Source organism: Pseudomonas sp. Ost2, assembly GCF_018326065.1.
Lineage (GTDB): Bacteria > Pseudomonadota > Gammaproteobacteria > Pseudomonadales > Pseudomonadaceae > Aquipseudomonas > Aquipseudomonas gingeri.
The window spans coordinates 4,746,985-4,760,455 of record NZ_AP021904.1 but is presented as its reverse complement, the minus strand read 5'-3'; the positions used below and the strand labels follow the sequence as shown (position 1 = coordinate 4,760,455).

The 13,471-nt window shown below is 63.3% G+C and carries 11 protein-coding genes; 7 read left to right on the top strand and 4 right to left on the bottom strand.

Annotated elements, in window-relative coordinates; genetic code table 11:
- Positions 1-47 precede the first annotated feature (47 nt).
- Entirely contained in the window at positions 48-941 is an 894-nt protein-coding gene (locus KI243_RS20735) for an agmatinase family protein (protein ID WP_212809845.1), read from the top strand.
- An 88-nt stretch (positions 942-1,029) separates the two neighbouring features.
- Here the strand turns inward: KI243_RS20735 and KI243_RS20730 are convergent, their stop codons facing one another.
- Positions 1,030-2,976: a DNA topoisomerase III gene (locus tag KI243_RS20730; RefSeq protein WP_212809844.1), complete on the bottom strand. Its 1,947-nt coding sequence runs from the start codon at positions 2,974-2,976 to the stop codon at positions 1,030-1,032.
- Positions 2,977-3,260: 284 nt separating this feature from the next.
- Here KI243_RS20730 and KI243_RS20725 point away from each other — a divergent pair, with 284 nt between their 5' ends.
- The gene (locus KI243_RS20725) at positions 3,261-4,163 is read left to right on the top strand and encodes a LysR family transcriptional regulator (protein WP_177087519.1); all 903 of its coding nucleotides are present in this window, start codon (positions 3,261-3,263) and stop codon (positions 4,161-4,163) included.
- A gap of 27 nt (positions 4,164-4,190) precedes the next feature.
- On the opposite strand, the gene KI243_RS20720 is transcribed toward KI243_RS20725, so the two are convergent.
- The gene (locus KI243_RS20720; RefSeq protein ID WP_212809843.1) at positions 4,191-5,102 is read right to left on the bottom strand and encodes a LysR family transcriptional regulator; all 912 of its coding nucleotides are present in this window, start codon (positions 5,100-5,102) and stop codon (positions 4,191-4,193) included.
- Between the two features lie 161 nt (positions 5,103-5,263).
- On the opposite strand from KI243_RS20720, the gene KI243_RS20715 reads away from it, so the two are divergent.
- The gene (locus KI243_RS20715; protein WP_177087523.1) at positions 5,264-5,908 is read left to right on the top strand and encodes a hydrolase; all 645 of its coding nucleotides are present in this window, start codon (positions 5,264-5,266) and stop codon (positions 5,906-5,908) included.
- Between the two features lie 66 nt (positions 5,909-5,974).
- On the top strand, positions 5,975-6,553 hold the full coding sequence (locus tag KI243_RS20710; protein WP_177087525.1) for an antibiotic biosynthesis monooxygenase: 579 nt from the start codon (positions 5,975-5,977) through the stop codon (positions 6,551-6,553).
- Between the two features lie 76 nt (positions 6,554-6,629).
- Here KI243_RS20710 and KI243_RS20705 read toward each other — a convergent pair whose 3' ends face one another.
- The gene (locus tag KI243_RS20705; RefSeq protein WP_017124644.1) at positions 6,630-6,980 is read right to left on the bottom strand and encodes a hypothetical protein; all 351 of its coding nucleotides are present in this window, start codon (positions 6,978-6,980) and stop codon (positions 6,630-6,632) included.
- Positions 6,981-7,864: 884 nt separating this feature from the next.
- Between KI243_RS20705 and KI243_RS20700 the strand changes: the two genes are divergently transcribed.
- The 3 genes from KI243_RS20700 to KI243_RS20690 all read left to right on the top strand — a co-directional run bounded on the left by KI243_RS20700 (position 7,865) and on the right by KI243_RS20690 (position 11,402).
- Positions 7,865-8,533 (top strand): GntR family transcriptional regulator, encoded by a 669-nt coding sequence (locus tag KI243_RS20700; protein ID WP_177087527.1) that lies wholly within the window; start codon positions 7,865-7,867, stop codon positions 8,531-8,533.
- A gap of 134 nt (positions 8,534-8,667) precedes the next feature.
- Positions 8,668-9,759, top strand: coding sequence for a polyamine ABC transporter substrate-binding protein (locus KI243_RS20695; RefSeq protein WP_177129189.1), 1,092 nt, complete (start codon positions 8,668-8,670; stop codon positions 9,757-9,759).
- A 32-nt stretch (positions 9,760-9,791) separates the two neighbouring features.
- A complete protein-coding gene (locus tag KI243_RS20690) occupies positions 9,792-11,402 on the top strand; it encodes a gamma-glutamyltransferase family protein (protein ID WP_212809842.1) in 1,611 nt (536 codons plus the stop codon).
- 14 nt (positions 11,403-11,416) lie between these two features.
- On the opposite strand, the gene KI243_RS20685 is transcribed toward KI243_RS20690, so the two are convergent.
- Positions 11,417-13,393 (bottom strand): PAS domain-containing sensor histidine kinase, encoded by a 1,977-nt coding sequence (locus KI243_RS20685; RefSeq protein ID WP_212809841.1) that lies wholly within the window; start codon positions 13,391-13,393, stop codon positions 11,417-11,419.
- Positions 13,394-13,471: the final 78 nt, after the last annotated feature.

The following is a 13,471-nucleotide window of genomic DNA, read 5'->3' as shown; positions in this document are numbered from 1 at the left end:
GCCGTCGATCCCCGCATTTTTGTCCAAATCATCAGGAGGCATCTACCATGACTACCCGCGACAAGCGTCAATTCGATCTTCTGGGCGTTCCCTTCGACGGCGAGTCCACACTCGGCTGGCCGGGCTCGCGCTTCGCCCCGGCACGGGTGCGGGAAAGCGCCAAGTGGATCAACATGCGCATCCAGGACGGTAAGGTCTACTGCCTGGAGACCGACAGTTTCATGGAGGTCGGCGAACACCTGCTGGTGGATCGCGGCGACGTCGCGGTAGTGCCCCATGACACCCAGAAAACCTTTCTGGCTACCAGCGAGGCGGTCCGCCAATCGATCCAGGCCGGCCGGGTGCCGGTGGTCATCGGCGGTGACGACAGCCTGCTGTTTCCCGTGGCCCAGGGGGTCTGCCAGGCCCTGGAGGGGCGCATCGGCGTGATTCATTTCGATGCCCACCTGGACCTGATGGACGACAGCGTCAAGCAGGGGCGCTTCAGCCAGTCGAGTGGTATGCGACGGGCGCTGGAACTGGAGCAGATCCACGCGGCGGACTGTATCCAGGTCTGCGAACGGCACTTCAACTTCCCGGCCTCGGGCCGCTTCAAGCATGACAACGACCTGATCCATCTCAGCGCGCGCGAGGTGCTGCGGCTCGGCCCGCAAGCCACGGTCGAGCGTATTCTCGAGCGGGTCAAGGGCGCCGACCACCTGTTCCTGTCGTTCGATATCGATGCCATCGACCCGGCCTTTGCGCCGGGCGCCGGAGCCCACGAACCGGGCGGCATCAGTTCGGCCGAAGCGCTGGAGATGGTCGAACTGCTCGCCCCGCACTGTGCGGCGATGGCCATTACTGAGGTCAATCCGACCACCGACGTGGGCGACATGACGTCGACCTTGGCGGCGTACCTGGCATTCTCCTTCGCGGTGTACGGCAGCCAGGCCCGGCGCTGACTTCCATGGGGACACGGGGACGGTGACGGAGGCCTTGCGTTTCCACGCCGTCTTGCAAGATGGCCGGACGCCGGTCGGGAGGGATCAGTCAGGAAGCCGTTGCCGGTTTTTTCGGGCGTCGGCTCCGGGCTGGCCTGGCTGTCGTCGCCTTGCGTTTCTTCTTCCAGGGCGCTGCCCCTTTTCCGGCCATCCCGGCGGGCATGGTGATCTGCAGTTTCAGCTCGACGCAGCGCCCCACCTGCTTGCTCATCCATGCCGCCTGCTTGGCGACAAATTCTTCCAGGCTCATCTCGCCGCTCTGCACCATGTCCAGCGCCTGTTCCCAGATTGCCGTGGTGCCCGGGTCGGCAATCGCCCGGGGCACCGCGTCGATCAGGCTGAAGGCCGCCGGGGTCGCTGACAGGCTTTTGCCGTGCTTGACCAGGTACTGTCGATCCAGCAAGCCCTGGATGATGCCGGCGCGGGTGGCTTCGGTGCCGATGCCGGTGGTGTCCTTGAGCTTCTGCTTGAGGCGCGGGTCTTCCACATACCGGGCGACGTTTTTCATTGCCTTGATCAGGTCGCCTTCGGTAAAGGGTTTCGGTGGCTGGGTCCACAGGTCCTTGAGTTCGACCCGGTTGACCACGCATTCGCTGCCTTCACGTAATGCCGGCAGGGCCTGTGGCTCCGGGGCCTCGCGTCCCTTGGCCGGCGCCAGGGCCTCGGGCAGCGCCCGTTTCCAGCCGGGTTCGACGATCCGTTTGCCCACCGCTCGCAACGCCTGTGCCGCGCAATCGAAATCGGCCTGGGTCCGGTCGTATTCGTGGTTGGGCAGGAACTGCGCCAGGTAACGGGCACGAATCAGGCTATAGACCGCCCGTGGCTTGCCTTGCAACCGGTCGAGGCCGGCCCCGCTGCCTGTCGGGATAATGCCGTGGTGGGCGGTGACCTTGGCATCGCTCCAGGCCCGTGAGCGTCGTGTCGGATCGAGATACGGCGCCAGTTTTTCCAGGCTCGGATCGGCCCGTTCGAGTGCCGCCAGGACCCGTCCGGCATCAGCGTGCTGGCTCAATGGTAGAAAACCGCAATCGCTGCGCGGGTAGGTAATGACCTTGTGGGTTTCGTACAGCGCCTGCGCGATATCCAGGGTTTCCTGGGCGCCCAGCCCGAGCCTTTTCGAACACACTTCCTGCAGGGTGCCGAGATCGAAGGGCAGGGGGGCCGGCTCGCGAATCCGTTCGGTCCTGAGCTTGACCACCGTGGCGCTGGAGGCTGCGCCCATGGCGCTTGCCGCCTGTTGCGCCACGACCTGGTTGAGGCAGCGGTCCTGGTCGTCGCAGGCATCCTGGGGCGCACGCCACTGGGCGACAAAGGGCTGGCCGTCATGCAGCAGGTGCACATCGATGGCCCAGTAGGGCACCGGTACGAAGTCGGCGATGCTGCGGTCACGGTCCACCACCAGGCGCAAGGTCGGCGTCTGCACCCGGCCCACCGGCAGCACGCCCTGATAGCCGGACTGGCGCCCGAGCAGGGTGAACAGACGGCTCATGTTCATCCCGATCAGCCAGTCGGCCCGCGAGCGGCCCAGGGCCGAGTGATAGAGCGTGAAGGTTTCGCCACCCGGCTTGAGGGCCGCCAGCGCCTTGCGGATCGAGGCATCGTCCAGCGCCGACAACCACAGGCGCTGGATCGGCCCGCGATAGCGGCAATGCTCCACCAGCTCCCTGGCGATCATTTCGCCTTCGCGGTCGGCGTCGGTGGCGATCACCAGTTCCCGGGCCTCGCCCAGCAGGCGCTTGACCGCCTTGTACTGGCTGGCGGTCTTGGGCTTGACCTGCATCTTCCATTTTTCCGGAACGATGGGCAGGTCGGCCAGCACCCAGCGTTTGTAGCGGGCATCGTAGGCATCCGGCGGGGCGGTTTCCAGCAGGTGGCCGATGCACCAGGTGACGGTGGCATTCGGGCCCACCCAGCAGCCGTCGCCACGGCGCGTGGCACCGAGCACGGCGGCAATGTCTTTGGCCTGGGAGGGCTTCTCGCAGAGGAACAACCGCATAACCACCTTGTTTCATTCAGGGCCTGGCAAGGGCTACAGAATGCGCAGAGTTGACGCATCGGGCAATCTTTATCTGTATGAATATACAGCTGAAGATTACCGCCTGGCCAGGGCGGTGGCGGCCTGCCTGGCGCGGGCGGCGCTAATCATCGATAAGAGTGATCAGTGAGATGGAAAATAAATCGCTAATATTCAGGTTGTTTGCCCTCTAGATTAGTCCCACGCCACCTGAATCGATGGGCCAGGCAAGCAATGGAACACCTTTTTTCACCCGAGGCCCCGCCATGATTACCTTCAAGCAACTGGAAGCCATCTACTGGATCGTCGAACTGGGCAGTTTCGAATCGGCCTCGCTGAAGCTGAACATGTCCCAGTCGGCGATTTCCAAGCGCGTCCAGGAACTGGAGGACGCCTTTGACGTGCCGATTTTCGACCGCTCCAGGCGCAGCGCGCGCTTGACGGAGAAGGGCACCGAACTCTTCGAACACGCGGCCGAAATGCTCCGCCAGCGCGATTACCTGCTGGAGCGCATCAGCTCGCGGGAGGTGCTGGTCCGGCGTTTTCGCCTCGGCGTGACCGAACTGACGGCCCTGACCTGGTTGCCGGCCCTGGTGGAGCAGATTCGCGAAGCCTACCCCAAGGTCCTGCTGGAGCCTTCGGTCGAGCTGAGTTCGGAGTTGTTCAAGAAACTGGAGAACGACCAGCTCGACCTGATCATCGTGCCCGATGTCTTCGACGACGCACGTTTCATCGCCACGCCGCTCAAGAGCGTGGAAAACGCCTGGATGTGCGCGCCGGACCTGTATCGCGAATCCGCGCCGATGGACCTCCAGGCGTTGTCCGGGTACACCGTGCTGACCCAGGGCGGCAGTTCGGGGACCGGCCTGGTCTACGAGCGCTGGCTGGCCCAGCACGATGTGCGCCTCAATCGCACGCTGATCAGCAACTACCTGGTGGCCCAGATCGGCCTGACCATCTCCGGCGTGGGCATCAGCTACCTGCCCCGACAGTGTCTCGCGCCGATGATCGCCCGAGGGCGCCTGCGGGTGATCGAGACTTATCCGGAGTTACCACAGATCCGCTATGCCGCCGTGCATCGGGCGGACCGCCTGCAGGGCCTGAGCGTCGAAGTGGCACGCCTGGCGCACCAGTGCTGTGATTTCGGCCACCTGCTGTTGCAGGCGTGAGCCGGTTGGACCCTTCCCGTCGCGTTTTCAGGCGACGGATCCGGCAGCGCGTTCTTTCACTGCCAGCGCCTGTACCAGGAAATCGATGAACGCCCGGGTCTTCTGCGGCACCCGGCGCGCCGAGGCGTATACGGCATTGATGCTGATCGGCGGTGCCTGCCACTCGCACAGCACCGGTACCAGGCGCCCAGCGGCCAGGGCGTCTTCGACGATGAAGTCAGGCAACAGGGCGATGCCCATGCCGGCTTCGGCGGCCTGGGCCAGCAGGTCGCCGTTGTTCGCGTGCAGCGGGCCGGTGACCGTGACCCGCTGGGTGTCCTTGCCATTGCTCAGTTGCAGGCTGACGCCACTTTGCAGGTAGCCATAGTTCAGGCACTGGTGAGCACTCAGCTCACGGGGCGTGGCGGGAGTGCCGGCCCGTTCCAGGTAGCCGGGGGAGGCGACCATGATGCGCGGGGCCGGGGCCAGCAGTTTGGCGACCATGGACGAGTCCGGCAGGCTGGCGATGCGGATGGTCACGTCGAAGCCACCCTTGACCGGGTCCACCTGCTGGTCGCTGAGCACCAGTTGCAGTTCCACGTTCGGATGCTGCTGGTGAAACACCGGAATCAGGGGCCCCAGCCGGCGCAGCCCGAAGGACATCGGCGCGTTGACCCGCAACACCCCGCGCAACTCGCCGATGCCGTCACGGGCACGCTGCTCGGCCTCATCCAGCGAGGCCAGCAGTTCGCGGGCCGCTTCGAAGTACTCGGCACCGGCTTCGGTCAGGTGCAGGCTGCGGGTGGTGCGCAGCAGCAGTTGCACGCCAATGGCTTCTTCCAGGGCCTGGATCTGCTTGCTGACTTTCGAGCGTGGCACGTCCATTGCCCGTGCCGCCGCCGCGAAGCCGTTTGCCCCGACCGTGGCGACAAACGCCCGCATGCATTCGATGCGATCCATGATTGTCCCTTTAATAGAATCAATGACTCTCGATTTTAGGGAATTGTCCCGATTTTATCCAGGCCCTAAAGTTCGTTCCAAGCCGGCAGCACATACCTCCAAGCGGAGCACGCGCCGAGCTGACAGATTACCCGGACCCTCTCAGCCAAAAGGAACTCGTCATGTCCATTCGTGAACTGCTCAACCCGACCAACTCCGCCCTGATCCTCATCGACCACCAGCCGCAGATGTCCTTCGGTGTGCAGTCGATAGACCGCCAGACCCTGAAGAACAACACCGTGGGCCTGGCCAAGTCGGCGAAGATCTTCAACGTGCCGACGCTCCTGACTTCGGTCGAAACCGAAAGTTTCAGCGGCTACATCTGGCCTGAACTGCTGTCGCTGTTCCCCGACCAGCAGCCCATCGAACGCACTTCGATGAACTCCTGGGAAGACAGGAAATTCGTCGAGGCGGTCAAGGCTACGGGGCGCAAGAAGCTGATCATGGCCGCGCTGTGGACCGAGGTCTGCCTGAACTTCCCGGCCCTCGAGGCTCTGGCCGAAGGCTACGAGGTGTATATCGTCACCGACGCCTCGGGCGGCACCACCAAGGAAGCCCACGACATGTCCGTGCAACGGATGATCCAGGCCGGCGCGGTGCCGGTGACCTGGCAGCAGGTATTGCTCGAGTTCCAGCGCGATTGGGCGCACAAGGAAACCTACGACGCGGTCATGGACCTGGTGCGCGAACACAGCGGCGCCTATGGTATGGGCGTGGATTACGCCTACACCATGGTGCACAAGGCCCCGCAGCGTCAGGTCAAGTAAGGGAGCGGGGCGGGTGTGCCGGGCACATCCGCCTCTCGGGCTTTGTACAGGCAGGTGGAATCACTCATGAATATCGAATTGTCCGACGGCGTGGTCACGTTACTGGTGCGGCACCGCATCAGGCAGGGCGGGGACCAGGCGTACGAAGCCTGGCTACGCCAGATCATCGCCAAGGCGCGCAGCTATCCCGGGCACCTGGGCATCGACGTGATGCGCGGGCACAGCGGCGGACTGGCGCAGTTCACCAGTGTGCTGCGGTTTGCCAGCACCGAGCAGTTGCAGGTCTGGCTGGATTCCGATGACCGTCGCGAACTGGTCGACCAGGCCCGCTCGCTGCTGGCCGACGGCGACCAGACGGAAATCAACGAAGACCGTGAGTTCTGGTTCACGCCGGCGCAAGCGGACATGCCGGCGCCGCCACCGCGCTGGAAGCAGGCCTGCGTGACCTTCCTGGTGATCCTGCCGCTGACGTTCCTGGTGCCACAGGTATGGAAGCCGGTGTTCGGGCTGTTGCCCTGGCTGGGCGGGTACGTGCAGGCCAATGTGCTGATCACCCTGAGCATCGTCCTGCTGGTGGTCTATGTCTTCATGCCGCGGGTGACGCGTCTGTTCAGCCGTTGGCTGCAACCGCGGCAAGTGAGCTGATCCAAGGGCCGGGCGGTAGAAAACGCATAAAAAAACCCGACAGCCTGTGTCGGGTTTTTCATGGGGAAACGGAGTGTTACTTGCGGCCACCCAGTGCGCCGCCGGCCGCGCCACCCAGGCCCGCGCCAATCGCCGCGCCGGTGCTGCCGCCGAGCTTGTTGCCCAGCAGCGAACCGCCTGCCGCGCCCAGGCCGCCACCGAGGGCCGCCTTGGTCTTCTTGCCTTTCTTGGCCGCCACGGCACCGCCGGCCGCGCCGCCCAGGCCTGCACCAATGGCCGCGCCGGTGCTACCGCCCATCTGCTGACCGACCACGTTGCCCAGGACGCCACCCAAACCACCGCCGACCGCCGCCTGGGTACCGCCGGCAGCCATTGCGCCTTGGGCAAACAGGGCGCTGAGCGCCAGGACGGTAAGTGCTTTACGCATGTTGCGAACCTCGAAATAAATGGAGCGCCAATTGTCGCCGGGCGCGGGCGGCGACGCAAACGCTGTCGAGGGGCTGCGCCGGTTTATATTTTTTCTCGCCCATGGAACTTTCCTGTTTCGGAAAAGCGGCAACGTCACCGAATAAACCCCATGGCCGGGTTGTTATCTGTACATAGGCCGCTCATCGGATGCTCTATTTCCAGAATTATTGTGTGGCTTTATCTCTGAATGCTCCTTGGCCGTTTCCCACGGCCTTTTTTATTTATTCCCCTCATCAGGGGTGAACTGCTTTGGTGCAATTGAAGTGTCGAGGCGGTTGAATGAACCAAAACAGTGCCTATATTGTATTTGAGTTGCCGGATATCCAGAAAAAACCTGTGGTTATTGAAGGGGTTAGGATGAATTTAATGTGAATTCATTCGTCAAATATCTTGTTACAAGTTTCGCCGATCAGTTAATATGGCATCGCGTTCACCTACCACGGTTTATGCATTTTTAAGCCCCAAGCGTCCATCAGCCGCTTGGGCTTTTTTTTGCCCGGAATTTGTTCACCGAGTTGTCGAACAGTCTCTTGCGGACTCTGCCGGGGCCGGTGCCGCCTATCGATGTCGAATAAAACCCTTCCCTGAAAACACCGACGTTATCAATCCCGGACGCCGCTCTTTGCGCAGGTGGTCGAAGGCGTGCGCGGTGTGGGCATTTTTGCCCCGCGGTGTTTCCCGATGACTCGCTGGCGCCTGGCGTCCTGCCGGTGCCAGCCGCCTGTGTTTCCAGTGAAAACCGCTCTGGCTCCACCCTCTCGCCCCTTTTGCCGATAGCAGGCATCAAAAATGCTTTTTAGTATCCATGGATAATTGGATACAAAAATTCAGAAGGTGCTTTCCATGGGATTCATACCGGCTTACAGCGAGCGTCAACCGATGACCGCGGAGGAGGAGGCCTACAACTTTCTTCTCGGTGCCATCTGCAGCGGGCGCTACCGCATGGGCGACCGGCTGATCGCCGATGACATCGCCGGTGAAATCGGCATGAGCCGCATGCCGGTGCGCGAAGCCTTTCGCCGCCTGGCGGCCGAGGGCCTGGTGAATCTGCGGCCCAATCGCGGGGCGGTGGTCAGCGGCCTGAATATCGAGGAAATGCACGAAGTCTTCGAAATGCGCAGCGTCCTCGAAGGGCTGGCGATCCGTGTCGCGGTGCCGAAGATCACCGAGCGACACCTGACGCACCTCGAACGCCTGCTCGACGACATGGACGCCGACCGCGAGGACAGCGCCGTCTGGGTCGGTCGCCACCGGGCTTTCCATGAATACCTGTGCAGCCTCAGTGAGCGCCCGCGGTTGATGCGCCAGATATCGGCGCTCTATTCGGTGATCGAGCCGCACATGCGCCTGTGGCTGCAGCAACTCGACCAGCCGCTGAGCGCCCGCGAAGACCATGCGCAGATCCTCGACGCCATCCGCTCGCGGGATGCCGATCATGCCGAGCGGGTCCTGCGCGAGCATATCGAAGGAACCATTCCCGAACTGACCCAGTTCCTGGCGTCGGGGAAATAGAAGCGGGCAGCCAGCCCGCCTTGCCGTTGTTGTGACGTTCAGCACTGCCCAGTTACTTAACCGAACCGGAGTCTCGTCATGAATCAGCCCGTTGTCCGCGTCTGCCTTTCCTTCCGTGTTGCAGGAGCCTCGTCATGCGCTCTGTGAAACTGCTCGCGGCGCTGTGTGCCGTTGCTGTCCTGCCGCTGGCCCAGGCCGCCGACAAGGTGGTGAAGATGTACAACTGGTCCGACTATATCGGCCCGGACACCCTGAAGAATTTCGAGCAGGACAGCGGTATCAAGGTCCAGTACGACATCTTCGACACCAACGAAATGCTCGAGGCCAAGCTGCTGTCCGGGCATTCGGGCTATGACCTGGTGGTGCCGTCCAGCCAGTTCCTCTCCAAGCAGATCCGTGCTGGCGCCTATCAGCCGTTGCAGCGTTCCCTGCTCGGTAACTGGAACCATCTCGACCCACGACTGATGAAGCGCCTGGAGGCCGCCGATCCGGGCAATCGCTATGCGGTGCCGTACATGTGGGGCACGGTCGGCATCGGCTACAACGAGGAAAAAGTGCGCGCGGTGCTGGGCAAGGACGTGGTGCTGGATTCCTGGTCGATGGTCTTCGATCCGAAGAACCTGGAGAAGCTGAAAAGCTGTGGCGTGGCCTTCCTCGATGCGCCGGTGAAGATCATTCCGCAGGCCTTGCTCTACCTCGGGCTGGATCCCAACAGCCTGAAACCCGAGGACTACAAGAAAGCCTCGGCCCTGCTGATGAGCCTGCGGCCGTCGGTCACCTATTTCAATTCGTCGAAATACACCGCCGACCTGGCCAACGGCGATATCTGCGTGGCCATCGGTTACTCGGGGGATGTGGCGCAGGCGCGCAGTCGGGCCCATGAAGCCGGGAAGAACGTCGATATCCGCTACCTGATTCCGAAAGAGGGCGTGAACCTGTGGTTCGACATGCTCGCCATTCCCAAGGACGCCGGCAACGCGGTCGGGGCCAACCAGTTGATTGACTACCTGCTGCGTCCGGAAGTGATCGCCCCGGTCAGCAACTATGTCGGTTATGCCAACCCGAACAAGGACGCCACGGCGCTGATGGATCCGAAGGTCAGCGGTGACCCGGGTATTTATCCTGGCGATGACGTCATCAACCATGCCTTTGTATCGGCCGATCTGCCGGAGAAGATCCAGCGGGTGATCACCCGTGAATGGAGTCGCATCAAGTCCGGTCAATAAACCTGTGAAGGCCCGTTCCGAGAGCGTTTGACATGCTGAAGTTTTCTGCCCACGAGTACCCTTATCCCTCCCGCCGCCAGAGCGTGTTCGCCCGTCGCGGCATGGTCGCCGCCTCGCAACCGCTGGCCGCCCAGGCCGGCATTGCGATCATGCAGCGGGGCGGCAACGCCATCGATGCCGCCATCGCCACGGCGGCGGCGTTGACGGTGGTCGAGCCGACCGGTTGCGGCCTCGGTGGCGATGCCTTTGCGCTGGTCTGGAGCCAGGGCCGGTTGCATGGCCTGAACGGCAACGGCCAGGCTCCGGCAGCCCTGAGCATCGAGGCGGTGCGGGCCGCCGGTCATGGGCAGATGCCGCTGTATGGCTGGACTCCGGTGACCGTGCCGGGTTGTCCTTCGGCCTGGGCCGAACTGTCGCGGCGCTTCGGCAAGCTGCCGTTCGCCGAACTGCTGCAACCGGCGATCGATCTGGCACGGGAGGGCTTCCCGCTGTCACCGGTGGTTGCCCATCAGTGGCAGATCGCGCTGGATGAGTTCGCCCCGCATCGGGACGCCGTCCTGGAGCCCTGGTTCGAGACCTTCCTGATCGACGGGCGGGTGCCCCGCGCCGGAGAAATCTTCCGCAACCCGGCCCAGGCCGCGACGCTCGAAGAACTGGCCGCCACGGCCTGCGAAAGCCTTTATCGCGGGGCACTGGCACAACGGCTGGATGCCCACTCCCGTGCCACCGGCGGCTATCTGCGGGGCACTGACCTGGAGAGCTATCGTGCCCAGTGGGTCGAGCCGATCCATATCAACTACCGCGGTTACGACGTCTGGGAAATCCCGCCGAGCGGACAGGGCCTGGTCGCCCTGATGGCGTTGAAGATCCTCGAAGGTTTCGACTTCGACCATCGCGACAGCCAGCAGACCTGGCATCGCCAGCTGGAGGCGATGAAGCTGGCCTACAGCGACGGCCTGCACTACATCACCGACCCCCTGCATATGCGGGTGGCCGTGGCCGACCTGCTCAGCGACGACTACAGTCGCCGACGTCGCGGGCAGATCGGTGAACAGGCGCAGCCGCCCAGGCCGGGCGACCCCCATGCCAGCGGCACGGTATACCTGGCGACCGCCGACGCCGAAGGCAACATGGTGTCGTTTATCCAGAGCAACTACCACGGCTTCGGTTCCGGCGTGGTCCTGCCCGACAGCGGCATCGCCTTGCAGAATCGCGGGCAGGAATTCAGCCTCGACCCCACGCATGCGAATTGCCTGGCACCGGGCAAGAAAACCTTCCACACCATCATCCCGGGCTTTCTCAGCCAGGGTCGCGAACCGCTGGGACCGTTTGGCGTGATGGGTGGCTATATGCAGCCCCAGGGGCATGTGCAGATGGTGATGAACCTGGTGGATTTCGGCCTCAATCCGCAGTCCGCCCTCGATGCACCGCGCTGGCAATGGTTGGGGGACATGAAGGTGGGGATCGAGCAGGGCGCTTCCCAGGACCTCGCCAGGAGCCTGGCGCGGCGCGGGCATCAGGTGGAAATCGCCTGCGACCTGACCGACTACGGTCGTGGCCAGATCATCCTGCGCGATCCGCTCAGCGGTGTGCTGTGTGGCGGCACCGAGCCCCGGGCGGACTCGCATATCGCGGTGTGGTGAGGCGTGGCAACCGATCAGGGGTTGCTGATCAGTTGCCGTACACGCCCGGCCAGGTCGTCGAGAGCAAACGGCTTGGCCATCACCTGCATGCCGGGTGCCAGGTCACCGTCGCCGATCACCGTGCTTTCGGCATAGCCGGTGACGAACAGCACCTTGAGCCCAGGACGCGTGCGCCGGGCCAGTTCCGCCAGCTGGCGGCCATTCATGCCGCCCGGCAGGCCGACATCGCTGACCAGCAGGTCGATGCGGATCGGCGACTGGAGGATCTTCAATCCCTCCACCCCGTCACTGGCTTCCAGCACCTTGTAGCCTCGCTCCTCCAGCAATTCGACTTCGAGCATGCGTACCTGCGGTTCATCGTCAACCACCAGCACCGTTTCACCCGCGATGGCCTGCAAGGCCGGTGGCGGTGAATCGGGCGCCTGGGACGCATCGGCCTCGGCAAAGTGACGCGGCAGGTAGAGGCGTACCTGGGTCCCGCTGCCGGGTTGCGAGTTGATCCGTACCTGGCCGCCGGACTGCAGGGCAAAACCGTAGACCATCGACAGTCCCAGGCCGGTTCCGGAACCCAGGGGCTTGGTGGTGAAGAACGGGTCGAAGGCTTTGCCCAGGACATCCGCCGACATTCCGCTGCCGCTGTCCGCGACACTCAGGTAGACGTAGCCGCCGGGTGGCAGTTCCAGGGCCAGGGCCGATGCCGACGTGAGTGTGATGTTCGCAGTTTCGATCACCAGACGGCCGCCGTCGGGCATGGCGTCGCGGGCGTTGATGCACAGGTTGAGCAGGGAGTTTTCCAGCTGGTTCTGGTCCACCAGGGTGGTCCACAGGCGATCGGACAACGTCGTTTCCAGCTGTATCGACGGACCGACGGTGCGTCGTACCAGATCCTCCATCTCATTCACCAGATGGTTGATGTTGGTGGCCCGGGAGTCGAGGGTCTGCCGCCGGGAAAAGGCCAGCAGCCGATGGGTCAGGGCCGTGGCCCGGCGCGCGGCGATCAGCGCGGCATTGATGTAGCGTTCGAGGTTGTTCACCCGGCCCTGGTCGATCCGGGTCTGGAGCATTTCCAGGCTGCCGCTGATACCGGTCAGCAGGTTGTTGAAGTCATGGGCCAGGCCGCCGGTCAGTTGCCCCACGGCCTCCATCTTCTGGCTCTGGCGCAGTTGCGCCTCTGCCTTGGCCAGGGCGAGGGCCTGTTCCTTGTCGAGGGTGCAGTCGCGGCCCACGGCATTGATGATCTGGTCGGACGGGCTGGAGGACCAGTTGATCCAGCGATATCCGCCGTCCTTGCAGCGGAAGCGGTTTTCGAAACGCAGCAGGTTGTGCCCCGAGGCGGACTGGCGGACACCTTCGAGGGTGCGCTCCAGGTCATCCGGATGGATCAGGTCGTACAGCGAGCTGCCGAGCAGCTCGGTTTCGATCCAGCCCAGGGTGTCGGTCCAGGCGGGGTTGATGGCGATGATCCGGCCCTCGAAGCTGCAGCGCAGCATGATGTCGGAGGACAGGGTCCAGAGCTGGTTGCGATCATCGGTACGCGAGGCGACCTCCTGTTCCAGCGAGGTGTTCAATTGCTTGAGCGCGATTTCCGCCTGGCGTCGTTCGGTAATGTCGTTGAAGAACACCGCGACCTTGTGTTCGCCAAGGTTACCGACGCGGACCGCGTGCACGGCGTACCAGCGTCCCAGCCCCTGGGCCTGGTTCTCGAAGCGCTGCGGCACACCGGTCAGGGCGACCTCGCCGTAGATATCGAACCAGTGCTGTTCATGGCCGGGGACCAGGTCTCGAATCCAGCGGCCCTGGACGCCGATCAGCCCGGTCTCGCGCTCGAACGCCGGATTCATGTCGATAAAGCGGTAGTCCACCGCCTTGCCGGCGGCGTCGAATTTCATTTCGATGGTGCAGAAGCCCGTGTCGACAGCTTCGAACATGGTTCGATAATGCGCTTCTCGTTCGACCAGTTCCTCGAACGTCCGGCTTCCGGAAACTTCCATAATGACCCCATGCAGGAAATAGCTGAGCGGATGGTATCAGGACACAGCTTGCCGAGGAGTATGACCGTTTGGGTGGAC